This window comes from Roseomonas sp. HF4 (genome assembly GCF_005222755.1).
Taxonomy (GTDB): domain Bacteria; phylum Pseudomonadota; class Alphaproteobacteria; order Acetobacterales; family Acetobacteraceae; genus Neoroseomonas.
Map to the genome: position 1 here is coordinate 415,706 of NZ_STGD01000001.1, position 24,804 is coordinate 440,509.

The following is a 24,804-nucleotide window of genomic DNA, read 5'->3' on the forward strand; positions in this document are numbered from 1 at the left end:
GACGCGGGAAGATGATGCCAACGGCACGAGAATTCGGCTCGTGCCGAGGCCGCGAATGCGGCCCGCCGGAACTCCGGCGAAGCCAAGGAAACCTGAGTTTTCCGACCGGCGTCCGAGGGCAGGAAAGAACGAATGCCGGCGATCGAGGAATTCGGGCGCCGGTATGAGGTCGGGGGAGGAGAACCTCCCCCGATCCCCCTCCCTTTTCTGGATGTCGGGCGCGGGTGGGCAGGACGGCGAGGTCCGATCCCGGTGGCGCGGCAGCAACCTTGGCGCTAACGGCGCCCGTCCGCTTCACCGTCGCCGCGCCAGCGGAACTCGGCCACCTCCGGGTCCAGCGCGCCCGTCGCGGCACCCGCCAGCGCATCGGCCAGCGCGCCGATCTCCGCGCGCAACTCCAGCACCTCGAGCCATGCCGCCGGGATCGCCGCCTCGCCCCACAGCGCGCCGAGCAGGTTCCCCACCATCGCCGCCGTGCTGTCGGAATCGCCCGAATGATTCGCGGCCAGCCGCACGCCATCGGCGAAATCCTCGGCAACCAGCGCACATGCGACGGCGATCGCCAGCGCCTCCTCCGCCACCCAGCCGCCGCCCAGCGTCTCCAGCGCCTCCGCCGAGGGGCGCCCGCGCGCCGCCAGTGCCCGCGCCGCCGCCAGCGCCGCCTCGGTCTCGGCCGCGCCCTCCCGCCCCGCCAGCACGGCATCCGCGGCCGCCAGCGCCGGGCCGAGCGGCACGCCCGCCCGCAGCCCCGCGATGGTCGCGGCGAAATGCCCGGCCGGCAGGATGCCGCTGACATGGCCATGGGTCAGCGCCGCCGCCTCGCAGCCCAGCCGGAAGGCCTCCTCCGGCGTGCCGGGATGGGTCGGGAACAGCCCGCAGGGCGCGACGCGCATGACGCCGCCGCAGCCCTTGCTGTCGTTGCGCGCGGGCTCGCCGAGCCGCGTCGCGGCCAGCAGCGCCGAGAGGCAGGTGTTTCCCGGCGCACGGCGGCTGTTCATCTCGGGCAGCCGCGCGAGCCCGCCGATCCCGGGCGCGGCGAAGGCTGGCGCCTCCCCCTGCGTGCGCAGCCAATCCAGGTAGGCCGCGTGCATCATCGAGGGCGGATGGCAGATGCCGCGCAGCGCGCCGCGCCGCCAGGCGAGCAGCAGCCCCTCGGCGGTGAACAGCGTCATCTGCGTGTCGTCGGTGATGGCGCCGACCCGCCCATAGGCGGGCGCGAAGTCGCGGATGCCGTCCGGCCCGAAGCGCGCGCGGATCTCGTGAAGGCGCAGGAACTCGACCGGCGCGCCCAGCGCATCGCCGACCGCGCCGCCCAGCAGGCAGCCGCGGACCCGGTCACGCAGGCCGGGCGTGCTCATCGGTCGGTCAGGCGCAACTCGATGCGCCGGTTGCGCGCGAAGGCGGCCGCGCCGTCCCCCGGGTCGATCGGCTGCGTGTCGCCGAAGCTCGCCGCCGCGACGCGGTTGGGCGCCAGGCCCTCGGCGATCAGCAGCTGCGCCACCGCGATGGCGCGCGCCGCCGCGAGTTCCCAGTTGTTCGCGAAGCGCCCGCCGCGGATCGGGCTGCGGTCCGCATGCCCGTCCACGCGCAGCAGCCAGGGGATGTCGGAGGGGATCCGCGGTGCGATCTCGAGCAGCACGCGCGCCAGGTCGCGCACCTGCCGGCGCCCTTCGTCGGACAGCTCAGCCTGGGCCGGCGCGAACAGCACCTCCCCCTGGAAGACGAAGCGGTCGCCCACGATCCGCACCTCGGGCCGCTCGCCCAGCACTTCGCGCAACCGGCCGAAGAAGTCCGACCGGTAGCGCTGCAGTTCCTCGACCCGCTGCGCCAGCGCGGCGTTGAGCCGGGCGCCCAGCGTCGCGATCGTCGCCTCGCGGTCCCGCCCCGTGGCCTGCTCCAGGTTGAGCGCGGCGGACAGGCGCGCGATCTCCTCGCGCAGGCGGGACACCTGCGCGGTCAGCAGCGCCACCTCGGCGCGCGCGCTCTCGGCGAGCCGCGTCTGCTCGGTGGCCTGCGCCTCGGCCAGGCGGCGCTGTTCCTCGGCGAAGCCGGCGCGGCGCGCGGCGTCCTCGGCCGCGCGCTCGGCCGCGCCGGCGCGGATCGCCGCCGCCGCCGCCTGTTCCGCCGCGCCGCCCGCACGGGCCAGCGCGGCGGCCACCGCGCCCTCGGCATCGGCGCGGCGCGCCGCCGCTTCCCGCGCCTCGGCCGCTGCCTGGGCCGCGGCGGCCTCGGCCAGGCCGCGCGCGCGCCGCGCCTCGGCGGCCGCGGTCTCGGCGGCGCGGGCCTCGGCTTCGCGCGCCGTGCGCTGGCGGGCAGCCTCGGCGGCCTCGGCGACCGCCGCCAGGCGGGCTTCCTCGGCACCGGCCAGGCGCTGCAGCGCCGCGCGTTCCGAGGCCGCGAGCGCGGCGCGCTGGCGTTCCAGCTCCGCCATCGCGGCCGTGGCCTGCGCGGCGGATTGCTCGGCGGCGCGGCGGTTGCGCTGGTCCTGCTCGGCCTGGGCCATGGCGGTGCGCACGCGCGCTTCCAGCTCGTCGCGCAGCGCCGTCAGCGCCTGGACCTCCCGCGTCATGCGCGCGAGGTCGGACAGCCGCGCCTCGATCGTCGCGCGGTCGGCGCGCACCTGGCGGTCCATCGCGGCCGCCTCGGCCCGCAGCGCCTCGATTTCCGAGCGCGCGGCGGCGAGGCGGGACGCAGCCTCGGCGGCGCTGCGCTCCAGCGCGGCGCGGCGCTGCTCGGCCTCGGACAGGCCGCGGCGCGCCTCGGTCAGGTCGCGCGCGGTGCGGGCGGCATCGGCGCCGGCGGTCTCGGCGCGGGCCAGCGCCTCCCCCAATTGCCGTTCCAGCGCGGCGACGCGTTCCTCGGTGCCGCGCCCGGAGAGGCCGAGGTCGGCGAGGCGCGCGGCGAGGCGGTCGCGTTCCGCCACGGCCGCGTCGCGCTCGGCGCCGAGCCTTTCGCGTTCCTCCCGCGCCTGGCCGAGGCTGCGCAGCGCCGCGTCGCGCGCGGCGGCGGCGAGCGAGAGTTCGGCCACGGCGCGCGACGCGGCGCTCCGCATCTCCTCCGCCTCGCCGCGTTCCAGCGCCAGCATCTCGGCCAGTTCGGCCACCTGCCGGTTCAGCCGGTCGAGCGCCCGGTCGCGCGAGCCCAGCGCGACCGAGAGGAACCCCTGCGCCAGCACGAAGACCAGCAACACGAAGATGATGACCATGAGCAGCGTGGACAGCGCGTCGACGTAGCCCGGCCAGGCATCGAGCCCGCCGCGCCGCCTGTCCTTCTGGCGCGCCATGCGGCGTCAGCCCCGCGCCCGGGTGGCGGGCGCCGAGGGCCTTCCGACCCTTGGCGAGGGGTCCAGGGGGGCGGCGCCCCCCCGGATGCGCGGCGTCACCGCCCCTGCTCCCCGCCGATCGCCGCGATGGTGCGGGTCAGCACCTTGATCTCGTTCCGCAGCTCGGAGGTCGCCTGGATGCGCCCCTGCGCCACTTCCTCCGCCATGCGGGCGAGGTGGAGGTCGAGGCTGCGGATATGCCCGCGCGTCTCCTCGTCGATCGCGCCGGCGGCCTGGCCCTCGGCGATGCGCGTCAGCGCGGGGCCGAGATTCGCCTGGCCCTCCGCTACCCGCAGCATCAGGCGGTTGTTGGCGCGCATCTGCTCGGTCAGCACGGTCAGGCGCTCGGTCAGCGTGATCAGCGCCTGGGAGGTGGCGGCGCGCGCATCCTCCCCGCGGCCGAGGATCGCCTGCAGGCGCTCCATGTTCTCGGCCGTCTGCTCGAGCAGCGCGGTGACATAGGCGGGGACGTTGCCCTCGCTGTCCTGGCCGATGCCGGACGACAGGCGCGTCAGGCCCGCGAGCCATTCCTCGAGCTCGTTCGTGAAGCGGTTCTGCGCCTGGCCGGCCGTGAGGTCCATGAAGCCCAGCACCAGCGCGCCGGCGAGACCCAGCATGGAGGTCGAGAAGGCCGTGCCCATGCCCTCCAGCGGTCGCGCGAGACCTGTCTTCAACTGGTTGAACAGCTGGTTCAGGTCGCCCGAGCCGACGCTCATGGTCTGGATCACGTCCGCGACCGAGGAGATGGTCAGCAGCAGCCCCCAGAAGGTGCCGAGCAGGCCGAGGAAGATCAGCAGCCCGGTCATGTAGCGGGACAATTCCCGCGTCTCATCCAGCCGGGAGACGATGCCGTCCATCACCGAGCGCAGCGCGATGGCCGAGAGCGAGACGCGTTCCTGCCGCCGCGCCGCCAGCATCGACGCCATCGGCGCCAGCAGCCGGGGCTGCACCGCGGCCTCCCCCGTGCCGCGGACCGAACGGAAGCCCTCGAGCCAGGCGACCTCATGCCGCAGGGCCAGCACCTGGCGCAGGTTCCAGACGATGCCCGAGACGAGCACCGCCAGGATGATCCCGTTCAGCACCGGATTCGCGGCGAAGGCGACGGCCAGCTGCTCGGACAGCACGAGGGTCACCACCGCCACGAAGGCGAGGAAGCCCAGCATCCGCCAGAGATAGACCTTCGGCTGCGTCATCGCCCGCGTGCCTCCGCAGCCGGGCTTGCCACGCCGGGCGGCAGCACGTCCACCCGGTCCACGCCGGCGCCGACGCGGCCCAGCGGGCGCAGGTCGATCCGCGTCGGGTCGAGCCCGCCGGCGACGAGCGCCGCCTTCACCGCCTGCGCGGCGGAAAGCGAGGCGCGCCGCGCCATCGAGGCGTCGTTGATGGGGCCCGAGACCTGCGCCTCCACCGCCACGCGCCCGGCCGGCAGGGCGGCCAGCGCCCGGCCGAAGGCGGCGAGCGCCGCAGATTGCGCCGGGTCGAGCCGGCCCGGCGCGCCCGCGACTCGGAGCGCGCCGCCGGGCAGCGCGGTCATGCCGGGCGGCAGCGGCGGGCCGTCGGGCGGCACGGAGGGCGCGAGCGGCGCGCCTTCGGGCGCGAGCCGCGGCGGCGGCGGCGGCGCGGGCGGGGGCTCGGGCGGCAATTCCGCCGGCAGGTCCTGCGCGCGCGCCGACCCCGCGCAGGCCAGCAGCACGAGGGCCGCGCGGCGCCTCATCCGGCCTGGCGCGCCTGCACGGCGGCGATGCCCTCGGCCACCACCTCCCGCAGCTTCGGATGCAGATGCGGGTTGCCGGCCACGACGTTGCCGTGCGCGTAGGCGTCGCCGCCATCGGGGTCGGTGACGAAGCCGCCGGCCTCCTTCACCAGGATCAGCCCGGCGGCGATGTCCCACTTGTTCAGGTTGAGCTCCCAGAAGCCCTCGTACCGGCCGGCCGCGACCCAGGCGAGGTCGAGCGCCGCCGCGCCGAAGCGCCGCACGCCCGCGACCTGCGGCATGATGCGGTTGAGCACGGCGCTGAATTCCGCCTTGCGCGGCACACCGCCGAAGGGGATGCCGGTGGCGAAGACCGCGTCCTTCATCTCCCGCCGGCCGGAGACGCGCAGGCGCTTGTCGTTGAGGAAGGCGCCGACGCCCTTCTCGGCCCAGAACAGCTCGTCCGAGGCGGGGTTGTAGATGACGCCGGCCATGATCTCGGTGCGGCCGGGCTCGATGCGCTTCTCGATGCCGACGCTGATCGCCCAGTGCGGGATGCCGTGCAGGAAGTTCGTGGTGCCGTCGAGGGGGTCGACCACCCAGCGCCATTCCCAGTCCTCGGAGCCGGAGGCGCCCGATTCCTCCATCAGGAAGGCGAAGGCGGGGCGCGCCTTGGTCAGTTCCTCGCGCAGCGTCTGCTCGGCACGGAGGTCGGCGGTGGAGACGAAGTCGGACGGGCCCTTCACGCTGACCTGGAGCTGCTCGACCTCCCCGAAGTCACGCAACAGGCGACGCCCGGCCTTGCGGACGGCAGTGGTGACGACCTGCATGGCAGGCGAGAGGCGCGCGGAGATCGGCGACATGAACGGGGGACCTTGCGGGGAGAAAGAGCGAGGCAACGGGTAGCGGATGAGGGGAGTTCAGGCCAGGGGGCGCGGCCCCCTGGACCCCCGCCGGGGGCAGACGTGTCCCCGGACCCGCGGAAACCCGAGGTTCAGCAGCGATGCGGCGGGGGCTGCTGGCCGGCAGGAACGCCGGGGATCCAGGGGCGGCACTCGCCGGGAGGCGGGAGGTGCCCATGCGGCACGCGTGGTGCCGCCGGCACGGGCACCCAGCCGGGGGCGCGCGGCGGCGGCGGGACGGGCAGGAAGACCGCGCCGCGCGCGTCGCGATCGCGCCGGCCATTGCCGCTTTCGTCCTTCCAGGGATCGGCGGCCGCGATGCCCGGGACGGCAAGAACCAGCCCCAGGCAGAGCGAAAGGAACCTGCTGCGCATCCGATGCCTCCTTGTTCGTCCGCATGCATATGAGGACGACACGGCGCGACTCGGGCGCCGGCGAGGCATCAATGCGACGGCGGGCCTGCCGTGCGCGCCTTATTTCGCGCGTTCGTAATAGGTGCCGTCGGTGGTCTTCACGACGATCTTCTCCCCCGCCGTGATGAAGGGGGGGACCATGACCTTCACGCCGTTCGACAGGATGGCGGGCTTGTAGGAGGAGGAGGCGGTCTGGCCCTTCACGACGGGGTCGGCCTCCACGATTTCGAGCGTCACGAGCTCGGGCAGGTCCATGGAGACCGGGTCGCCCTCGATGAGCTTGACGTTCACGGTCATGTTTTCCTGCAGGTAGGGCAGGCGGTCGCCGAGGATGTCCTTCGGCACCATGGTCTGTTCGAAGGTCTGCGGGTCCATCAGGACCAGGTTGTCGTCGTCGGCGTAGGAGTAGGTGAATTCCTTGTCCTCGGTCGTCAGGCGTTCCACCGTGTCGGCCGTCCGCCAGCGCTGGTCCTTCTTGGCGCCGGTCTTGACGTTGCGCATGTCCACCTGGATGACCGCGGCACCCTTCCCCGGGATCATGATGTTCTGCTTGAGGATGGTGTAGCGCTGGCCCTCGAACTCGATGACCATGCCGGCACGCATTTGGTTGGCTTGCATCTTTGCCATTGGAGGGCCTGCATACTGAGGTTACGGACGGCTTCAGGGCCGCCACATCCCGGCGGTGTAGGGTGATGCCGCCATTTGAGCAACCTAGTGAGCCGCAGGAATATGGTCTGCGCAAACTCAAACCGTTGCCGCCGAAAACAATCCATCGTACCCTAACAATTGATAGGCTGCGGAAATTTTTATGTACCGAAGGGCAAATAAATGAATACATCGGTTAGGAGTAACGAAAAAATGGAAGACGAACCACCAAAATGCGGCGTAATAATGCCGATTTCTGCCATTGATGGTTGCACTGCTGAGCATTGGATCGAAGTAAAGACAATAATTTTTGAGGCGATCAAGGCGGCAAATTTTGTGCCGAATCTTGTAAGCGATGCTGATGATATCGGCGTCATACAACGGCGCATAATTCAAAATATATTTGATAATGAAATGTGCGTATGTGATGTAAGCGGAAAAAATCCAAATGTAATGTTTGAGTTGGGGATGCGACTCGCGTTCGACAAGCCAGTTATTATTATCAAAGACAATAAGACAGACTACAGTTTTGACACATCACCTATCGAGCATGTTTCGTATCCGAGGGACCTTCGATTTGCACAAATTCTTTCATTTAAGGAAGCCCTTCGAGGAAAGATCTCCGCCACATACGAGAAAGCAAAAAGTGATCCGAAATTCACAAGTTTTTTGAAGCATTTTGGAGAGTTTGAAGTCGCCAAAATCGACAAGCGGGAGGTCTCTGGACAAGATTTCCTTATCGAAAAAATTAATCTACTGAGTGAAGATATGCGGACTTTTCAACGGCATGTCCGAACCGAAATTAGGCGGTCCTATCTTTCAGAGCCACGCTCTGCAATTGAACGAAGCAGGCGAACATTTGAACCTCCCGGGAGTTCGCGTCCGATTGATTTGCAGCCTGAAAAGGGTGAGTCGGCGTTAGAATTCATCCATATTCCAAATGATCGGCTGCGTCATATGAATGCAAAGGAAATTCCGGAAAAGGCTTTTCTTGTCCAGCTGCTAGATGGAATAGAGGGAGTAAAGGTAAACCAGACACCAAATGGCGTTATGATTGCAATAACTGGTGACATTGATGCGGACGGAAATCGCCAGAAAATTAAAGAAATATTTGGTGATGAACCCACACCATTTTAGCCTTGTTATGAGTGTTTGGTAATTTTACTTTTTGGCTGTGTCGCGATGTAGAGGCCCGGCATCAGGCTCCCCTTAATCCTCAACACCCCACCGCTCCCACAAACCCCTCCGCCGCATGCGCCAATATCGCCCGGTCCCGAGTCACCACCGGCACCCCCATCGTCTGCGCCGTCGCCACGATGAACCGGTCCGCCGGGTCGGCATGGAACCCGCCGGGCAACGCGCTCGCCCGCCACATGATCTCGCGCGTCAGCGGCGCCTCGCGCAGCCCCGGTGCCGCGAACACGCGCGCGATCCATGTCTCCGGGTCCGGCAGCAGCACCAGCGGCGCCCGCTGTCCCCGCGGGCGGCACAATTGCCCGATCTCCCATGCCGTCGCGGCCGAGACATAGGCCCCGTCGCCCATCGCCGCCGCCCGGATGGCCGCGCGCCCGGCCTCGCTCATGGCCTCCCCCTGCGCCAGCCAGATCACCGCGCAGGTGTCGAGCAGGACCGCGCTCACCGATGCAGGATGCCCAGCTCCGCATCCGTGGGCGCATCCCCCCCGGTCGGCGCCGTCAGGTCGAGGTCGGGCGGAATGATGACGCTGCCGCGCAGGAACCCGTGCAGGTCCCCCGCCGAGGTCGCCGGCGGCTTCGTCACCACCGCCACCACCCTCCCCCGCTTCGTGACGTCCAGCCGCGCGATCGTGCCGTTGTTCACCTGGTCCAGCAGATCGAGGCACTTGGCCTTGAACTCGGTCGCGTTGACCTCGCAGACCTCTCCCATGACCACATCTCCTGACCAGTCATATTATATGGTCATATAACGCATCGCGCGTGCCCCCGCATCCAAATTCGGCGGGGTCCGGGGTGACCCGGTCACCCCGGCGGGGGTTGGGGGCGGCGCCCCCAGACTTCCCTACCATCAAGGACAAAATGCCTATACACTGCCCGCCATGCCGACCGGCACCCCCGCTCCGAGCCTGCCCATCCCGCCTCCGCCCGGAGTCCGCCCCCGGCGCATTTGTCCGAAACCTGCATTCCCGCGGAAAACCGGGGCGCTACGCACGCACCGGCTTCTTCCCGCCCCCGCCCGGCGTCTCCCGCACGAACACCGGCATCGCGAACCCCGGCACCCGCCCGCGCAGCGCCTGCACCAGCGCCACCCCCTCCGCGTCCGGCACGGCGAACCGCGCCGTCCCCGGCGCCGCGTCCAGCGCGTGCAGGTAGTACGGCCGCACCCGTGCCCGGATCATCGCGCGGACCAACCCTTCCAGCGCGTCCGCGGAATCGTTCACCCCCCGCAGCAGCACGCTCTGCCCGAGCAGCGGCACGCCGCCATCGGCCAGCCGGGCCAGCGCCTCGACGGCAGGAACAGAGAACTCCCGCGCGTGGTTCGCGTGCACCGCCACGAACACCGGCTTGCCGGCCGCGCGCAGCGCCGCGACCAGGGCCGCGTCCACACGCCCGGGGTCGGCTACCGGCACGCGCGTGTGCAGGCGCAGCGTCTCGATGTGCGGCGCCGCGCCCAACCGGGCCAGGATCGCGCCGAGGCGGCGCGCGCTCAGCATGAAGGGGTCGCCGCCGGTCAGGATCGCTTCCCGCACCGCGGGCGTGCGTTCGAACCAGGCGAGCGCCGCGTCCAGTTCCGCGTCCGTCAGCACGCCGCCGTCCGGGCCCACCACTTCGCGCCGGAAGCAGAAGCGGCAGTAGACCGGGCAGGCGAGCAGCGGCTTCAGCAGCGCCCGGTCCGGGTAGCGGTGGACCACGCCCTTGACCGGGGTGAAGGGGCCGTCGGCCGTCGGGTCGTCGGTCTCGCCCGGGGCGGTGATGAGTTCCGCGGGGTCGGGGATGTATTGGCGCGCGATCGGGTCGGCCGGGTCGGCGGGGTCGATCAGGCGGGCCACGTGGTCGGTCACGGAAATGGCGTAGCGGGTGGCGACGGCGGCGGCGCCGGCCTCGGCCCCGGGCGGGATCAGGCCTGCGGTGCGAAGGGCGCGCGCGGTCCGCAGCGTCGGTCCCTGGCGTGGCGTGGTTCCGTCCGGCATGGTCGGGGGCCGTACTGCAACCCCCTCGGCCCCGCAATGCCCGATGCTCCCTGGCGGCCTGGTCGCTTGGCCGCGCGCCTGCCCTTCCTCGACCGGCGCGCCGCGCTGGTGGCGGCGACGCGCGCCTTCTTCGCCGCCCGCGGGTATCGGGAGGTCGAGACCCCCTGCCTGGTCCCCGCCCCCGGGGCGGAGGTGCATATCCGCGCCTTCGAGACGCGGTTCGACCCGCACCTGGGCGCGGGCGCGGCGCGGCCGCTCTGGCTGCGGACCTCGCCGGAGCTTGCCATCAAGAAGCTGCTGGCGGGCGGCTGCGGGCCGGTCTTCGAGTTCGCGCGGGTCTGGCGGAACGGGGAGGTCTCGGCCCGCCATGCGCCGGAATTCACCATGCTGGAATGGTATGGCCCGGGCCTCGGCTTCGAGGGGCTGATGGAGGAGACGGAGGCGTTCATCCGCGCCGTCTGCCCGCCGGTGGTCGAGCATGGGGGGGTGCGGACCGACCTCGCCCTGCCGTTCGAGCGGCTGACGATGCAGGACGCCTTCGCGCGGCACTGCAACGGCCTCGACATCCTGGGGACGGAGGGGGATGCGGCGCGGCTGCATGCGGCCGCCGCCGCCGCCGGCCTGCCGCCGCGGCCGGATGAGGGGTGGGAGGACCTGTTCTTCCGCCTCCTGCTGGAGCGGGTGGAGCCCGCGATCGGGCGAGGGCGGGCGACGTTCCTGACGCATTGGCCGGCGCCCCAGGCGGCGCTCGCCCGGCGCGACCCGGCCGATCCGCGGGCGGCGCTGCGGTTCGAGGTGTTCGTGGCCGGGATCGAATTGGCCAATGCCTTCGACGAATTGACCGACCCGGCCGAGCAGCGCGCCCGGTTCGAGGAGGCGAACGCGGAACGCCGCCGGATCACCGGGGCGCGGGGCTGGGAGGTGGACGAGGACTTCCTGGCCGCCCTGGAACACGGCCTGCCGCCGACCGCCGGGATCGCGCTCGGTTTCGACCGGCTGGCCATGCTGGCGGCCGGCGCGCCGCGGATCGAGGACGTGCTGTGGCTTCCCGTGTCTTGACCCCGCGCCGCCCCCTCGCGTCTAAAGGCCCGGCCGGGACAGGTCACGGGAACGGATGGCGATCGGATCGAGATACAGCCGCGAGAGGCGTCGTCGGCGCGGGCAGTTCGTGCTGCGGCTGTCGAAATGGCTCATCGTGCTCGGCGTGCTGGCCGCGCTTGGCATCGCGGCCTACCAGAGCGGGCTCGAGCTCGCGCGGACCGAGGTGGACCGGCTGCAGGGGCGGCTCGACACGCTGGGCGGCGAGTTGCGCGACGTCAGGCTGCGCAACACGCAGCTGGATGCGGAGTTGCGCCAGGCGCGGACGGCCAACCAGGCGCTGCAGCGCCGGTATGACCAGGATGTGCCGCAGGGGGATGCGGCGGCGCTGTTTTCGTTGGCGCAGCAGCGGATCGGCGCCGGCATTCCCCGCGCGCGGATCGAGCAGGTGCTGCGCGACGCCGCCCCGGTGCGCCGCTGCGAGGGCCGCGGCACCGCGCGCCGCTTCGCCATCGCCTATGGCCGCGTGCCGGAGGGCGCCGGAATCGAATTGGCCGACGGCATGGTGCGCGTCGTGGTGAGCGCGCCGGCGCCGAACGACGACCTGGCCACGGCGGCGAGCGTGGTGGTCAACGTGGCCGGGCAGGACCCGGTGACGCTGACCGGCCTGCCGCAGCGCCATCCGGTGGTGCTGGGCAATGCGGAGCTGCTGCTGGAGGTGAGTGCGAGCACCGTGCGCGGCTTCGCCTCCGCGACCATCGCGAGCTGCGGGAGCTGAGGATGCGCGCGGCGCTGCCGATCCTCCTGGCGCTGGCCGCCTGCGGGCCTTCCGCCGACCGGCAGGAGGCCGCGCGCGGGGCCGCGCTGGCCGAGGCGGCCTGCGCCGCCTGCCATGCCACGGGCCGGACGGGGGCGAGCCCGCGGGCGGACGCGCCGGCCTTCCGCGACCTGCACCGCCGCTACCCGGTGGACCAGCTGGCCGAGGCGCTGGCCGAGGGCATCGTCGCGGGCCATCCCGACATGCCGCAATTCACCTTCACCGAGGCCGAGGTCTCGGCGCTCGTCGCGCATCTGCGCAGCCTCGAGCGGTAGGGGTGCGCGGCCCGCCGCCCGAGGGACCAACCTTCGCGCGGCGCCCCGGCACGGGCCGGGCCGTATTGTCCGGATCAGGCCGGCACGTCGCCGCGGAGCGTGATGCGGTGCATCTCCCGCCGGTGGCCGTGGTAATCATTGACCGGATAGTGCTGCACCGCGCGGTTGTCCCAGAGCGCGATGGAGCCCGGCGCCCAGCGGAAGCGGCAGGTGAATTCCGGGCGCGTGACATGGGCGAACAGGAAGTCGAGCAGCGGCTTCGATTCCTCGACCGTCCAGCCCTCGAACTGCGAGGTGTGGCCGAGGTTCACGTAGAGCGCCTTCCGGCCCGTCTCGGCATGCGTGCGCACCACCGGGTGGATGCCTTCCAGCACCTCGGCGTTGGTGACGGCGCCGCGTTCCTTCTGCCGGTCCTCCCGCGTCTTGGACGCATCGGCCTTGCGGGACGAATTCACCGCGCGCAGCCCGTCCAGCGTCGCGCGCAGCCCGGGGGAGAGTGCGTCGTAGGCCGCACGGGCATCGGCGAAGATCGTGTCGCCGCCGGCCGGCGGCACTTCCCGCGCCAGCAGCATCGTCGCCATGGGCGGGCGCTCGAGGTAGGCGGTGTCGGAGTGCCAGACGCCGCCGAAATTGATGCGCTCGTGCGGTTCCTTGATGACGGGCGTGATCTCGGGGAAGCCGTCCAGCCCGCGCACAAAGGGGTATTCGACCGGCGTGCCGAAGCGGCGCGCGAAGGCGAGGAAGCGTGCGGGTTCCATGGCGGCGTCGCGCAGGAACAGGACACCGTGCTCGAGCCAGGTGCCGCGGAGCTCCGCGATGGTGCCGTCGTCGAGGTCGCGGCCGAAATCGATGCCCGAGACCTCCGCCCCGCAGGAGCCCGAGGCGCGTGTGACGATGATGCGCTGAGCCGTGATGGACATGCTTCCCTCCGTTCGGCGCGCAGGCTACGCCGCGCCCCGGAGCCGCGCCAGCATCGCCCCCGCGTCCTCGCGCGGCAGCGCGTAGAAGACGAAGACATAGGGATCGGACGCCTCGAACACCGATGGATCCGGGGAGGCGCGCTGCATCGTCGCGCGGTCGAGCGCATCCAACGGGTGCCAGGCACCGTCCAGCTCGAACAGCACCTCGTAGCCGAGCGCATCGAGGTAGGCCGGCACCGCCCATGTGCTGCCCTCCCGGTGGCGTTCCTCGACCTCCAGCGTAATCACCGGGCGGCAGCGCAGCAGCGTCTCGCGGCTACCGCGCAGGATCTCGTATTCCGCGCCCTCGGCATCGACCTTCATGCCGGTCAGGTCCGTCAGGCCGAGATCATCAAGGCGCAGCAGCGGCACCGCGAAGCGCTCGACCGTCACGCGGGCCGAGAGATGGGCCGCGTAGTCCTTGGCCGTGCTCGCCCATTGCTCCTGCGCGACGCCGTCCAGCACGGGCATGGCCAGCGTGATCTCCCCCGCATGATCGCCGAGTGCCGCGGCCCGGCATTCGACCTGCGGCGGCACCTCGCCGAAGGCGTCCCGCAGCGCCGCCTGCAGGCGGGCGAAGGCGGGCGGCAGCGGCTCGAAGGCCAGCACGCGGCTGGCGGGCAGGCGCGCGAGCGGGATGGTAATGAGCCCGTCATGCGCGCCAACATCGACCAGCGTGCCGGGCCGGTGCAGCAGGGTGTGGAAGGTCATCTCATCCATGGCCCGACGGCCATATCAGGGCCGGTGCCATCGCCCCAGCATTTTTCGCCGCGCGCGGCGCGCCGGGCGCTATCCTGCGCATGCGCCACCGCTGCAACACGGAGGAAGCCGCGCATGACCGATCGTGCCCGGCGCGCCCTTTTCGGCGCCGCGCCGCTGGCGATAGGGGCGATGCCCGCCCTGGCGCAGCCTGCGCAAGGCCAGCCCGGCCGCACGACGCCCGAGGCCTTCGGCGCCGCAGGCGACGGCCGCGCCGATGACGCGCCTGCGCTGCAGGCAGCGATCAGCGCGCTCGGCGCTGCGGGCGGGATCGTGCTGCTCGGTGCAAGGACCTATCGGATCGACCGTGGCATCGTGCTCGACCCGACGCGCGTGTCGCTCAGCGGCGCACGGGCGGTGCTCGACGGCAGCCGCCTGCCGGACAGCGCCGCCTTGCTGACCCTTACGACGCCGGGCGGTGCATCGCACTACGACCACGCGCCGCAGGTCATCGAGGGGCTCGTGCTGCGCGGCCGTAGCGGCGCGTCCCGCACGACCGGGATCGCACTCGCGACCGCGGTCGAGGGGCTGTCGAGCCGGATCGCGCTGCGCAACGTCTCGATATCCGGCTTCGGGACCGGCATCGCGTTCGGTGCGCGAGCCTATCTCTGCCAAGGCTACAGCCTTCAAGTCCATGCCTGCGGCACGGCGCTCGCCTTCACGAGCAGCGAAGATGCGGGGGAGAACATCTCCTTCCATGGCTGCAGCTTCTTCAATTCGGACCTGGCGGTCGCCAACCGGGCCGGGGCCATGGCGACCTTCTTCGGCTGCGCCTTCGACTATTGCCGGCAGTGGTTCCTGGGCAGCGGCCTCAACCAGTTCTACGGCTGCTGGTTCGAGAAGCACCGCCCGCTGGCCGCGGAGGACATTCCCTTCGACCTCGTCTCGGGCGAGCTCATGCTGCAAGGCGGAGGCATCCAGATCTCCGGCGTCGGCTGGGAGGAGGGCAACCGCAACAGCCACATGTTCATGATCCGCGACAGGCTCGCGCGCGTGGTGCTGCGCGACTGCTTCGCGTGGAACTGGCGTACCGCATCCGGCGTGCTCGCGGGCGGGGAAGGCCGCATCGTGATCGACGGCCTGTCGGGCCACGGCAACCGCCACGTGCCGGCGGTCACGAAGGACGACCGCCGCCACAACGTGTTCGGCGATGCCGGGCGCTTCGCCGGGCCGTCGCTCGACCTGCCCTGCTGGATCACCGGGCAGGGCGCGATCCGCGAGAGCGCGCAGGCGCTGCGCTGGGAAGCGGACGGCCGTGCCTATGCCCGTGCCGAGGCGGCGCTTTCCACCGAGCGTCCGCGCAGCGGCGGGCGGTGCCTGCGCATCCTGAAGGGCATAGGCCCGGGGACGGGGTTCGCGCTGAATGTCGCTGCGCCCATCCGCCCCGGACAGGGCTTCGGCGCGGCGCTCTGGTACCGATTGGCGGGTCCCGGCCCGCTCGGTCCAGTCTGGTTCCAGATCTTCTGGGCGCGGCACCTGGCGACCGACGCGGACGGTGCGATGCGCTTCGGGGAACGACAGTTCTGGGGGGAGGTGCAGACGCCGCGGGAGGACTCCGCGCTTGGCGAGTGGCGGCAGGTGCGCTTCAACAGCCGCGCCCTGGATGCGACTGCGGCCGCGCCGGAGGAAGCGCCAGACTGGGCGACGCATGTGCTTCTGGTCGTCTCCCTGGTCGCGGCCGGCGCGGGGACAGAGCTGTTCCTCGACGATGTCGGCGGTTGGCTGATGTAGCGCCGGGCCGCTGGACCCGTTCGCGCACGCCACGCGTATCCGTCCTGCGACGCCCCGACCCGGGCAATGAAGAAAGATCGACGATGCGGCATGTCGCGACGGCGCTGGCGGCGGCCGCGATGCCAACCGGCACTGCGCGCCCGGAGGACTACGACGCCTGGCCGCCCCTGCCCCCGGTCTCCGAGAGCACCGGCGGCGGCGGCAACATGATCGGCGAATACGAGCCTGTCGTGATCGGCGCCCATTGCCTGACGCGCTTCACCGCCACGACGCCGGACGGCACGGTGTACCGCAACGTCGTGCTGTTCGACGCGGTGCCGGCGCAGGGCGGCGTGCTCTGCACCAACGGCGCCTGGCGCGCGCTCGACGGCGATGCCGAGGGCACGACGCCCTTCCGCGTCTTCATCCGCGACGGGGTGCGCCGGCGCGCGCCCTGACGCGGCGCTGGGCTTCGCGGCCCGGACGGTCCAGAATGGCGCAGCAGCAGGGAAGGCCACGCGATGCAATTGTCGCAACTGATCTATGCGTCCCGCCCCTTCGGCTTCGATGCGGGCATGCTCGACAACATCCTGGTGGCCGCCCGACGCCACAACGCGCGCAACGGCATCACGGGTTCGCTGGTCTGCCGGCGCGACCTGTTCCTGCAACTGCTCGAGGGCCCGCGACTCGCGGTGACCGCGACCATCGGGCGCATCATCGCCGACGACCGGCATGTCGAGGTCGCGATCCTGCATTGCGGCGACGCCACCGAGCGCATGTTCCCCGACTGGAGCATGCGCGACGACCCGCCGCAGTCCTGGATGTGGCCGGCCGATGAGGTGCGCTCCGGCGTCATCGGGGAGACGACGGCGGCGGATGCGATCGCGATCTTCCGGCGGCTGTCGGGCATGGCCCCGGTGGCGTAGCGCGCCGGGCGTCATGCCGGCGGCCGACGTCGTCGACCACTGGCATTCGGTCTTTCCTGTCCTCAGGCGCGTCGTGCCGGAGGCATGCCCATGGCGTGGCGCGGAGCCCTCCGGTTTCCGTGGCATGGTGCCAAGAGCACGCCTTCGGCGTGACGCCGGACGTCAGGCGGGCCGCAGGCGCGGCCTCGGCACGGCGTGAAGTCGCGTGCCGGGCGGTTCATACCAAGCGCACGAAGTTCCGACGTTCGGCCCGAAGGGCCGAGGCCGCGACTGCGGCCCGCCCGGCGTCCGAGGGGCACGAAGGTGAATCCTTCGTGCGCCAGGTCTCAGATCATCCGGGCCTCGAAGGGCGGCATGAGGTCGGGCGCCTCGAACTCCACCACCCAGAGGTCGGGATCGCGCTTCACCTGGCGCTCGACATAGGCGTCGGCGAGCGCCTCCTCGACCGGCGCGGCCCCGGTGCCGCGCAGCCAGGCCGGGCGGCCTTCCGCGTCGCGCGCCTGGGAGAGCACGACGACCCCGTCCCGGCCCCGCAGCACGGCCAGGATGCCGCCCGAATCCGGGTCCCCCTTGCGCAGCACGGCGGCCGGCCGGCCCGCCATGTCGGACAGCCGGACGGCCATCGACACCCAGATGCCGGCCTTGACCTTGGCTTCCATCAGCGGCGCCCCGGCGGGCAGCGGTCTGGACGGCGGGCGGGTGAGGTCAGGGCGGGCGGCATGGCGCGACCCTGCCACGCGAGGCCCCTTGCCGGAAGGCGCGGCGCGCGCCATTCACCGCGCGGCGATCGAGGATCCCGGCATGAGCGAACGAAAGATGACGGAAGCGCAACGCGCCTACGAGGCGGAGCGCGCGGCCAAGGCGGGCATGAGCCTCGAGAAGTGGCTCGCGCAGAAGGACAAGCGCGCCGCGGCGCGCGCGAAGGAGGCCGAGACGGCGGCGCCCAAGCCGGCAGAGCCCGCGAGGAAGCCCGGCTTCTTCGCCCGCCTGCTGGAAAAGGCGCAGAAGCCGCTCTGACCGCCGCGCCCGGCTCAGCGCGGCGCGGGCGGCGTGGGTCGCGGCAATTCGCGCTCCGCCGCGCAGGAACAGACGACGGTGCCGTCCGCCAGCGCGTTGGGCAGCGTCGGCTCCCCGCAATGCGGGCATTCGACCGGGTCGCGCGTCGTCCCCATCTAGATCATCCGCATCAGCGTGCCGTCGCGGCGCAGCGCGTGGTGGAAGATCGCCGCGCCGATATGGGCGGCCAGCAGCAGCACGAGCAGATAGCCGCCGATGGTGTGGATCCAGGACAGCACGCCCGCGAAGCCGACCGAAGCCTCCATGAACTTCGGAAGGTCGATGAAGCCGAGATAGGCCGTGCGCCCCTGCATCGGGAAGCCCCAGGCATTGGTGGCGAGGAAGCCCATCACCGGCTGGATGATGAGCATGGCATACAGGCCGTGATGCGTGGCCGTGGCGGCGATGCGCATCGGCGCGGGCAGGGTGGCGGGATGCGGCGGCGGCGGGTTGCGCAGCTTCCAGAGGATGCGCGCGATGGCGACGAGCAGGATGGTCAGTCCCGCGCTCTCATGGATGGCGTAGAAGCCCATCTTGTAGGCGCCGTCCGCCTCCCCGGTGATGAACTTGATGACGAAGCCGGTCGGCAGCGCGATGGCCATGAGCCCGACCGTGATCCAGTGGAACCATTTGGCCGTGCTGCCGTACTGGCCGTCCGGGTGGGCGGCGTCCTGGCCGGGAAGCGTGGCTGCGGGGGCGTCCATCGTCGGTCTCCGGCGGATCGGGTTGGTATCGTAACGCAGGCGGGGCGTCGGCGCACGTGCGGATGATCGCGGCCCATGCCGACTGGAGCACGGATCCGCGCAAGCGCTGGGTCTCGGTCGCGCGGCGCGGCGCCGGCGGCTGGCGGGCGGAGGCGCCGGCCCCGGTCGGCGACCCGGCGGCGCGCGTCGCGGCGCTGCTGGCCGAGGGCGTGCCCGTGGCTGTCGGGCTCGACCTGCCGCTCGGCGTGCCGCGCGGCTTCGCGCAAGGGCGGCCGGAGGCAGGGTTCGTGCCCTTCCTGGCGGGGCTTGCCGCCGCGCCCGGCTTCTTCGACGTGGCGGCGACGCTGGAGCAGGTCTCGCCCGCGCGGCCCTTCTACCCGGCGCGCGGCATCAAGGGCATGACGCGGGCGGCGCATGCGGCGGCGCTCGGGCTCGGCGACGCGGCCGGGCTCACGCGGATGTGCGACCGCGCGACCGCCGAGCGCCCGGCCGGAGCGCCTGTGTTCTGGACGCTCGGCGCGAACCAGTCGGGCAAGGCGGCGATCGCGGCCTGGCGGGACTGGCTGGCGCCGGGGCTCGCCGCCGGGGCGCCCTATGCGCTCTGGCCCTTCGCGGGCGGGCTGCACGGGCTGCTGGCGCCGGGCCGCGCCGTGCTGGCCGAGGTCTATCCCGCTGAGGCGCTGCGCCATTGCGGGCTCGTGCTGCGCGGGTCGAAGCGGGTGCGGACGGACCGGGCGGCGTTGGCGGAACCGCTGCGGGACGCCATGGCGGCGCGGCGCGTCGCACCCTCGGCCGCGCTGCGCGCCATGGTGGCCGACGGCTTCGGCGCCGATGCCGCCGGCGAGGACCGCTTCGACAGCGTGATCGGCCTGCTCGGGCTGGTCGGCGTGCTGGACGGGCTCAGGCCCGACTTCGTGCCGCCGGACGATGCGGTGCGGCGGTGGGAGGGCTGGGTGCTGGGCCAGACCGCGCTGCCGCGGGCGTAACGCGCACCGCCCGGCCGGCGAAAGGGGGAAGGAGATCGGCAGGAGAGCGCCATGCAGCACGACCCCCGCGGCACCGCGATCACGACCCCGAGTGCCGTCGCGGCGCGGGAGCTGGAGGCCGCGGTGATCGCGCTGCTCGGCCAGAAGGCGGAAGGCGGGGCGCGGCTTGCCGCGGCGCTGGCCGCCGACCCGATGCTGGTCGCGGGCCACGCCATGGCGGGCTTCGCGCAGATGATGTCGGCGCGCCGGCCGATCATGGCGGAAGCACCCCGCAGCCTGGCCCGCGCGCGCGACGCGCTGGAAGCCCGTGGCGGCACGCCGCGGGAGCGGGCCCTGACGCAGGCGCTCGCCGCCTGGGCCGAGGGCGGCGACATGGAGCGCGCCGCGGCCGGACTCGAGGCGATCGCGCAGCAGGACCCGCGCGACGCGCTGGCGCTTCGTCTCGCGCATGGCATCCGCTTCATGCTGGGCGACGCGCCGGCCATGCGCGCGGCGCTGGAAGCCGCGCTGCCGCGCTGGGACCCCGCGCTGCCGGGCCACGCCTACATGCAGGGCTGCCTCGCCTTCGCGCTGGAGGAGACGGGCGAGCCGGAGGCCGCCGAGACGCTCGGCCGCCGCGCCGTGGCCGCCGAGCCGGGCGACCTCTGGGGCGCCCATGCGGTGGCGCATGCGCTGGGCGCGCAGGGGCGGATGCGGGAGGGGCTGGCCTGGCTCCGCTGGCTCGAGCCGCATCTGGCCGGCGGCAGCAACTTCGTGCGCCACGTCCATTGGCACCGCGCGCTGTTCCACCTGGCGCTCGGGCAGGAGGACGCCGCGCTCGCGCTGCACGACGCCAAGGTCTGGGCGGAGCCGAGCGAGGATGTGCGCGACCTGATGAACGCGGCCTCGCTGCTCTGGCGGCTGGAGGCCGCGGGCGTCGCGGTGGGTGCCCGGCGCTGGCAGGGGCTGGCCGACATCGCGGAGGCGCGCGCGGCCGACCGCGCCTGGGCCTTCGCGGACCTGCACCATGTGCTCTGCCTTGCGGCCGCCGGGCGGCGGGAGGCGCTGGCGCGGATGCTGGCGGGCCTGGCGCGGCATGCGGGGTCGGAGGCCGACAGCCAGGCGCGCGTGCTGGCCGCGGTCGGGCTCGCCGCCGCGCGCGGCGTGGCGGCGGCGGTGGCGGGCGAGGCAGCGGAGGGCGCGCGGCTGCTCGACGCGGCCATCCCGCGCCTGCACGCGGCCGGCGGCAGCCACGCGCAGCGCGAGCTGTTCGTGGCGATGCGCGACCAGGCCGCCGAGCGGGCGCGTGCCGCGGGCCGGCAGCGGGGGTGACGCGGCGGCGGCGATGGGCGATGACATGCCCCGGTCATCGGGGGCAGGCACCATGCGCATCGCGGTCATCACCGACATCCACGGCAATGCGGCGGCGCTGGAGGCGGTGCTGGACGACATCGCGGCGCGCGGCGCCGACGCCACGCTCTGCCTGGGCGACATCGCATCCGGCGCCGGCTGGCCACGCGAGACGGTGGAGCGCCTGCAGGACGCGGCCATTCCCTGCATCAGAGGCAACCACGACCGCTGGATCAGCGAGCACGAGCCGGCGCGGATGGGCATGCAGGACCGCATCGCGCATGAAGGGCTGACGGGGCCGCAGCGCGGCTGGCTGATGGGCCTGCCGCTCACGCTCTCGCCCGCCCCCGGCGTGCTGGCGGTGCACGGCACGCCGGACTCCGACGTGCAGAACCTGATCGAGGAGGTGGTGGCCGAGCGGCTGCGCCCGGCGCCGATGGCCGTGCTGCGCGAAAGGCTCGGCGCGGCTGGCATGGCCGCGCGCGTCGTGCTCTGCGGGCACAGCCACCGCACGGGGATGGTGCAGGTGCCGGACGGGCCGCTGGTGGTGAACCCGGGCAGCCTCGGCCTGCCGGGCTTTCGTATCTCCCGCGAGCCCGCCCACCGGCAGGAGGCCGGCACGCCGCATGCACGCTACGCCATGGTGGATGTCGCGGGGGCGCGCGTGGCGGTCGAGCTGCTCGCGATCGGCTACGATTGGGAGCGCGCGGCCCGCCGTGCGGAGGAGCACGGCTTCAACGCCGCCTGGCCGCACGTGATCCGCACGGGGCTGCTGCCGGAAAGCGCCTGAGGCGGGTCGCTCAGCGCCGCTCGATCCTGACGCCGCTGCCGGTGATGGAGATGTCGACGCCGTCCTGACGGCGGTCCTGCATCAGCCAGATGCCGCCGCCGATCGCCGCTGCGACGACGAGCCCGGCCAGGAACCAGACGAGGTTCGGTTTCATCGCATGCTTCCTTGCGTCGCGCCGGTCACGGCACGGCCGGGCGATGGAGCCCCGGCGCCGCCGCCGCCAGCGTGGCCAGCCGGGCGCACAGCTCGAAGGTCGGCATCGCCACGCCCTTCTCCGCCGCCATCTGCAGCGGCACCGTGAACAGCGCGTCGACCTCCATCGCCCGCCCCAGTTCCAGGTCCTGCAGGATGGACGGCTTGTGCGCGATCATCCCCGACCGCCGGATGCGCTGCTCGGCCGAGGTCGCGAGGTCGTGCCCGTAGGCCAGCGCCAGCGCAGCACCTTCCTCGGCGATGCGCACGCCGGCGGCGAAGACCGCGGGGTCGGCGAAGCTCGTCATCATGTCCTGGCGCGACAGCAGGCAGAGCGGCCCGCTGGTCAGGTTGCCCATCAGCTTGCCCCAGACGCGGTGGCGGATGTCGGACACCACCGGCGTCGGCATGCCGCCCGCCTGCATGGGGTCCGCGATCATGCGCGCGCGGTCGCTGATCGTGCCGTCCGGCTCGCCGAGGAACAGCCGCAGGTCGGCATGTTCCGACGAGACGACACCGGGCTCGACCACCGCGCTCGCGGAATAGATCACGCCGCCCAGCGTGCGCGCGATGCCGACATGGCGCTCGATCTCCCCGCCCGGGTCGAGCAACGTCAGGCGCCGCCCTTCCATCTCCCCGCCATGGCGGAGGAAGTACCACCAGGGGATGCCGTTGGTGACGAAGGCGACCGGCGTGTCGGCGCCCAGCAGCGGCGCGATGGCGCGCGCGGCGGCGGGCAGCGCCGGCACCTTGGTCGTGACCAGCACGGCATCCACGGGGCCGATCGCGGCCGGGTCGGATTCCGCCTGCACGCGGACGTTCTTCACGCCGTCATGGGCGCGCAGCGTGATGCCCTTCGCGCGCACCGCCTCCAGGTGCGGGCCGCGCGCGACGATCGAGACTTCCGCGCCGCCGAGCGCGAGCCGGGTCGCGAGGTGGCTGCCGATGGCGCCGGCGCCGAAAACGCAGATGCGCGTCACGGCGCATGGTCCCGGAGCTGCGCGCACATCGCCGCACCCGCCGCGATCAGCCGTTCCGCGATGGCCGCGCCATGCGCGGCGTTCGCCCCGCGCGGGTCGGGCGCAGCGACGCCGCCGGGCGCCACCTCCTCCACCCACATCGGCACGGCGAAGTCCACGCCATGCGCGCGAATGGCGCCGAAGCCCGTCGGCGGGGTGCCGAGATAGGGGCCGGTCGCGTGCTTTTCCCGCGCGCGGTCGGGGCGGCAGAGATCTGGACGGAGATACATCGTGACCGACGCGACGGGATCCCCGCCGTGGCCGAAGGAGGTCGCCGCGCCGCCGAGCTCCCCATGCAGCCGCCCGGCCTCCCGCCACAGGTGCAGCGAGGGCACGATGACGCCGTGGCGGTGGCGGATGGCGCGCGCCGCGGCCTCGGCCGGCGCGATGGTGCCGGCGTGGCCGTTCACCACCATGATCCGGCGCGTGCCGATGCGGATGAAGGCCTCGGCCATCTCCTCGATCACCGCGGTCAGCGTCGGCACGCTGAGCGTGATGCCGCCGGCGACGCCGGCGAAGAAATCCTCGCCGCCGAAGGGGATGGCGGGCGCCACCAGCGCATCGGCACCTGCCAGGCGGGCAGCGGCGGCGATGCGCGCGGCGATCTCCTCGGCGACCACATAGTCGCCCATCGGCAGCGCGGGGCCGTGGGTTTCCAGACTGCCCATGGGCAGCAGCGCGACGGCGCCGGCGGCCAGGCGGTCGGCGACCTCGGGGGCGGTGAGTTCGGCGATGCGGTCGGTCATGGCAACTCCGGAAAGGAAAGGTCGGGGGAGGAGAACCTCCCCCAAGCCCCCTCCCTTCTTTGGCACTTGGCGCTGACCGCGGAAGGTCGGGCACCAGGTGACAAAGAAGGTTGTGGGGGGTCCGGGGGGAGAAGTTCCCTTCTCCCCCCGGTCTCGTCAGGACAGGATCTCGACGGCAGCCCGCGACAGCGCCTCCACGCCGAGCGCGATGCATCGCTCGTCGGGCTGGTAGAAGGCGTTGTGCAGCCGGTCGTCGCGCCCCGGCGCGCCGGAGCCGATGCGCAGTTGGAAGGCCGGCGCGCGCGCGGCGAACTCGGCGAAATCCTCGGCGCCCATGGAAGGCTCCCCCTCCTCCGGCGCTGCGCCCATCTGCAGCGTCACGGCGGCGAGCACAGGCTCCAGCACGCGGTCGTCGTTGACCAGCGGCGGCACCTTGCGCGCATAGGTCATCTCGCAGCGCACGCGCATCGTCGTCTCGAGCCCGGTGGCAAGGCGCTTCAGCGCGGCTTCCGCCGTGTCGCGCGCATCGGCGTGCAGCGTGCGCACCGTGCCCTTCAGGTGCACGCGCTCGGGGATGATGTTGTAGGTCGTGCCGCCCTGGACCATGCCGACCGTGACGACCGCCGGGTGCAGCGGCCGGATCTCCCGGCTCACCACGGTCTGCGCCTGGGCGATGAAATGCGCCGCGGCCACGATGGGGTCGACCGCCGCGTAGGGGTGCGCCGCATGGCCCGACTTGCCCTGCACCACCAGGTCGAAGCGGTCCGACGCGGCGAGGCAGGCGCCGCGGACATAGCCGAAGGTGCCGACCGGCATGTCCGGGTGGTTGTGGAAGCCGAGCGCCATGTCGACGCCATCCGCGGCGCCGTCGGCGATCATGGCGGCGGCGCCTTCCAGCACTTCCTCGGCCGGCTGGAACAGGAGGCGGACGGTGCCCGCGATCTGCGGCGCCATCTGCTGCAGCACGGCGGCGACGCCGAGCAGCGTCGCGGTGTGGATGTCGTGGCCGCAGGCATGCATCTGGCCGTCGATCGTGCTCGCGAAGTCGACAGCTGATTCTTCATGGATCGGCAGCGCGTCCATGTCCGCGCGGATGGCGAGCGTCGGGCCCGGCCGCCCGCCCTTGATCTCGCCCACCACCCCCGTGACGCCCACGCCCGTGCGGTGCGGGATGCCGAGCCGCGCGAGCTCGGCCGCGACGATCCCGGCCGTGCGCGTTTCCTGGAAGGCGAGTTCGGGCACGCGGTGGATGTCGCGGCGCAGTTCGACCAGCCGAGGCCCGATGGCGGCGGCGGCGTCGCGGATCGCGCGCTCGGGATCGTTCGGCAGCATGGGCGGATCCTGGTGCAGTGGCGGT

Annotated in this window: 30 protein-coding genes; 11 read left to right on the forward strand and 19 right to left on the reverse strand. The window is 72.3% G+C overall.

Annotated elements, in window-relative coordinates:
- Window positions 1-275 precede the first annotated feature (275 nt).
- The 7 genes from E8M80_RS02000 to efp form a co-directional block, all read right to left on the reverse strand.
- Window positions 276-1,358, reverse strand: a complete 1,083-nt coding sequence (locus E8M80_RS02000; protein WP_137123966.1) for an ADP-ribosylglycohydrolase family protein — start codon at window positions 1,356-1,358, stop codon at window positions 276-278.
- Complete coding sequence (locus E8M80_RS02005) at window positions 1,355-3,283, reverse strand: peptidoglycan -binding protein (protein ID WP_137123967.1); 1,929 nt, start codon at window positions 3,281-3,283, stop codon at window positions 1,355-1,357. The genes E8M80_RS02000 and E8M80_RS02005 overlap by 4 nt, the downstream gene beginning before the upstream one ends.
- Before the next feature lie 95 nt (window positions 3,284-3,378).
- Entirely contained in the window at window positions 3,379-4,515 is a 1,137-nt protein-coding gene (locus E8M80_RS02010) for a flagellar motor protein MotA (protein WP_137123968.1), read from the reverse strand.
- Window positions 4,512-5,036, reverse strand: coding sequence for a hypothetical protein (locus E8M80_RS26925; protein ID WP_137123969.1), 525 nt, complete (start codon window positions 5,034-5,036; stop codon window positions 4,512-4,514). The genes E8M80_RS02010 and E8M80_RS26925 overlap by 4 nt, the downstream gene beginning before the upstream one ends.
- Window positions 5,033-5,878: an inositol monophosphatase family protein gene (locus E8M80_RS02020; RefSeq protein ID WP_137123970.1), complete on the reverse strand. Its 846-nt coding sequence runs from the start codon at window positions 5,876-5,878 to the stop codon at window positions 5,033-5,035. The genes E8M80_RS26925 and E8M80_RS02020 overlap by 4 nt, the downstream gene beginning before the upstream one ends.
- Before the next feature lie 131 nt (window positions 5,879-6,009).
- A complete protein-coding gene (locus E8M80_RS02025) occupies window positions 6,010-6,291 on the reverse strand; it encodes a hypothetical protein (RefSeq protein WP_137123971.1) in 282 nt (93 codons plus the stop codon).
- 99 nt (window positions 6,292-6,390) lie between these two features.
- A complete protein-coding gene (efp, locus tag E8M80_RS02030) occupies window positions 6,391-6,957 on the reverse strand; it encodes an elongation factor P (RefSeq protein ID WP_137123972.1) in 567 nt (188 codons plus the stop codon).
- A gap of 231 nt (window positions 6,958-7,188) precedes the next feature.
- Between efp and E8M80_RS02035 the strand changes: the two genes are divergently transcribed.
- Window positions 7,189-8,112, forward strand: coding sequence for a hypothetical protein (locus E8M80_RS02035; protein ID WP_137123973.1), 924 nt, complete (start codon window positions 7,189-7,191; stop codon window positions 8,110-8,112).
- Between the two features lie 79 nt (window positions 8,113-8,191).
- Here E8M80_RS02035 and E8M80_RS02040 read toward each other — a convergent pair whose 3' ends face one another.
- The 3 genes from E8M80_RS02040 to E8M80_RS02050 all read right to left on the reverse strand — a co-directional run bounded on the left by E8M80_RS02040 (window position 8,192) and on the right by E8M80_RS02050 (window position 10,141).
- Window positions 8,192-8,614, reverse strand: a complete 423-nt coding sequence (locus tag E8M80_RS02040; protein ID WP_137123974.1) for a type II toxin-antitoxin system VapC family toxin — start codon at window positions 8,612-8,614, stop codon at window positions 8,192-8,194.
- Window positions 8,611-8,880, reverse strand: a complete 270-nt coding sequence (locus E8M80_RS02045; protein ID WP_137123975.1) for a type II toxin-antitoxin system Phd/YefM family antitoxin — start codon at window positions 8,878-8,880, stop codon at window positions 8,611-8,613. The genes E8M80_RS02040 and E8M80_RS02045 overlap by 4 nt, the downstream gene beginning before the upstream one ends.
- Before the next feature lie 274 nt (window positions 8,881-9,154).
- On the reverse strand, window positions 9,155-10,141 hold the full coding sequence (locus E8M80_RS02050; protein ID WP_137123976.1) for a lysine-2,3-aminomutase-like protein: 987 nt from the start codon (window positions 10,139-10,141) through the stop codon (window positions 9,155-9,157).
- Between the two features lie 36 nt (window positions 10,142-10,177).
- On the opposite strand from E8M80_RS02050, the gene epmA reads away from it, so the two are divergent.
- Genes epmA through E8M80_RS02065 form a run of 3 tightly spaced genes read left to right on the forward strand, consistent with a single transcriptional unit; the run spans window position 10,178 to window position 12,271 of the window.
- Window positions 10,178-11,200, forward strand: coding sequence for an EF-P lysine aminoacylase EpmA (gene epmA / locus E8M80_RS02055; protein WP_137123977.1), 1,023 nt, complete (start codon window positions 10,178-10,180; stop codon window positions 11,198-11,200).
- Between the two features lie 55 nt (window positions 11,201-11,255).
- Window positions 11,256-11,957, forward strand: a complete 702-nt coding sequence (locus E8M80_RS02060; protein WP_137123978.1) for a hypothetical protein — start codon at window positions 11,256-11,258, stop codon at window positions 11,955-11,957.
- 2 nt (window positions 11,958-11,959) lie between these two features.
- Window positions 11,960-12,271, forward strand: a complete 312-nt coding sequence (locus E8M80_RS02065) for a c-type cytochrome (RefSeq protein WP_137123979.1) — start codon at window positions 11,960-11,962, stop codon at window positions 12,269-12,271.
- A gap of 74 nt (window positions 12,272-12,345) precedes the next feature.
- Here E8M80_RS02065 and E8M80_RS02070 read toward each other — a convergent pair whose 3' ends face one another.
- Window positions 12,346-13,191 (reverse strand): TauD/TfdA family dioxygenase, encoded by an 846-nt coding sequence (locus tag E8M80_RS02070; RefSeq protein WP_137123980.1) that lies wholly within the window; start codon window positions 13,189-13,191, stop codon window positions 12,346-12,348.
- A 24-nt stretch (window positions 13,192-13,215) separates the two neighbouring features.
- Window positions 13,216-13,950: an FkbM family methyltransferase gene (locus tag E8M80_RS02075; protein ID WP_137123981.1), complete on the reverse strand. Its 735-nt coding sequence runs from the start codon at window positions 13,948-13,950 to the stop codon at window positions 13,216-13,218.
- A gap of 114 nt (window positions 13,951-14,064) precedes the next feature.
- Here E8M80_RS02075 and E8M80_RS02080 point away from each other — a divergent pair, with 114 nt between their 5' ends.
- The 3 genes from E8M80_RS02080 (at window position 14,065) to E8M80_RS02090 (ending at window position 16,625) form a co-directional block, all read left to right on the forward strand.
- Entirely contained in the window at window positions 14,065-15,720 is a 1,656-nt protein-coding gene (locus E8M80_RS02080) for a hypothetical protein (RefSeq protein ID WP_137123982.1), read from the forward strand.
- A gap of 83 nt (window positions 15,721-15,803) precedes the next feature.
- A complete protein-coding gene (locus tag E8M80_RS02085) occupies window positions 15,804-16,157 on the forward strand; it encodes a hypothetical protein (RefSeq protein WP_137123983.1) in 354 nt (117 codons plus the stop codon).
- A 63-nt stretch (window positions 16,158-16,220) separates the two neighbouring features.
- On the forward strand, window positions 16,221-16,625 hold the full coding sequence (locus E8M80_RS02090) for a BLUF domain-containing protein (RefSeq protein ID WP_137123984.1): 405 nt from the start codon (window positions 16,221-16,223) through the stop codon (window positions 16,623-16,625).
- A gap of 326 nt (window positions 16,626-16,951) precedes the next feature.
- On the opposite strand, the gene E8M80_RS02095 is transcribed toward E8M80_RS02090, so the two are convergent.
- Entirely contained in the window at window positions 16,952-17,284 is a 333-nt protein-coding gene (locus E8M80_RS02095; protein ID WP_170979147.1) for a DUF1491 family protein, read from the reverse strand.
- Window positions 17,285-17,426: 142 nt separating this feature from the next.
- Here E8M80_RS02095 and E8M80_RS02100 point away from each other — a divergent pair, with 142 nt between their 5' ends.
- Window positions 17,427-17,642 (forward strand): hypothetical protein, encoded by a 216-nt coding sequence (locus tag E8M80_RS02100; protein ID WP_137123985.1) that lies wholly within the window; start codon window positions 17,427-17,429, stop codon window positions 17,640-17,642.
- 14 nt (window positions 17,643-17,656) lie between these two features.
- On the opposite strand, the gene E8M80_RS25690 is transcribed toward E8M80_RS02100, so the two are convergent.
- Entirely contained in the window at window positions 17,657-17,797 is a 141-nt protein-coding gene (locus tag E8M80_RS25690) for a hypothetical protein (RefSeq protein WP_170979148.1), read from the reverse strand.
- Window positions 17,798-18,385, reverse strand: coding sequence for a cytochrome b (locus E8M80_RS02105; protein ID WP_137123986.1), 588 nt, complete (start codon window positions 18,383-18,385; stop codon window positions 17,798-17,800).
- Window positions 18,386-18,447: 62 nt separating this feature from the next.
- On the opposite strand from E8M80_RS02105, the gene E8M80_RS02110 reads away from it, so the two are divergent.
- From E8M80_RS02110 to E8M80_RS02120, 3 genes are read left to right on the forward strand one after another with little or no spacing between them, the layout of a single operon-like run.
- Window positions 18,448-19,371 (forward strand): hypothetical protein, encoded by a 924-nt coding sequence (locus E8M80_RS02110; protein ID WP_137123987.1) that lies wholly within the window; start codon window positions 18,448-18,450, stop codon window positions 19,369-19,371.
- Between the two features lie 51 nt (window positions 19,372-19,422).
- Entirely contained in the window at window positions 19,423-20,682 is a 1,260-nt protein-coding gene (locus tag E8M80_RS02115) for a tetratricopeptide repeat protein (RefSeq protein ID WP_137123988.1), read from the forward strand.
- A 52-nt stretch (window positions 20,683-20,734) separates the two neighbouring features.
- Complete coding sequence (locus E8M80_RS02120; RefSeq protein ID WP_137123989.1) at window positions 20,735-21,490, forward strand: metallophosphoesterase; 756 nt, start codon at window positions 20,735-20,737, stop codon at window positions 21,488-21,490.
- A 10-nt stretch (window positions 21,491-21,500) separates the two neighbouring features.
- On the opposite strand, the gene E8M80_RS25695 is transcribed toward E8M80_RS02120, so the two are convergent.
- The 4 genes from E8M80_RS25695 to E8M80_RS02135 form a co-directional block, all read right to left on the reverse strand.
- On the reverse strand, window positions 21,501-21,644 hold the full coding sequence (locus tag E8M80_RS25695) for a hypothetical protein (protein ID WP_170979149.1): 144 nt from the start codon (window positions 21,642-21,644) through the stop codon (window positions 21,501-21,503).
- A 25-nt stretch (window positions 21,645-21,669) separates the two neighbouring features.
- Entirely contained in the window at window positions 21,670-22,662 is a 993-nt protein-coding gene (locus tag E8M80_RS02125; RefSeq protein ID WP_137123990.1) for a ketopantoate reductase family protein, read from the reverse strand.
- Window positions 22,659-23,447, reverse strand: a complete 789-nt coding sequence (locus E8M80_RS02130; protein ID WP_137123991.1) for a creatininase family protein — start codon at window positions 23,445-23,447, stop codon at window positions 22,659-22,661. Before E8M80_RS02130 ends, E8M80_RS02125 begins: the two co-directional genes overlap by 4 nt.
- A gap of 156 nt (window positions 23,448-23,603) precedes the next feature.
- Entirely contained in the window at window positions 23,604-24,779 is a 1,176-nt protein-coding gene (locus E8M80_RS02135; protein ID WP_137123992.1) for a M20 family metallopeptidase, read from the reverse strand.
- Window positions 24,780-24,804 lie beyond the last annotated feature (25 nt).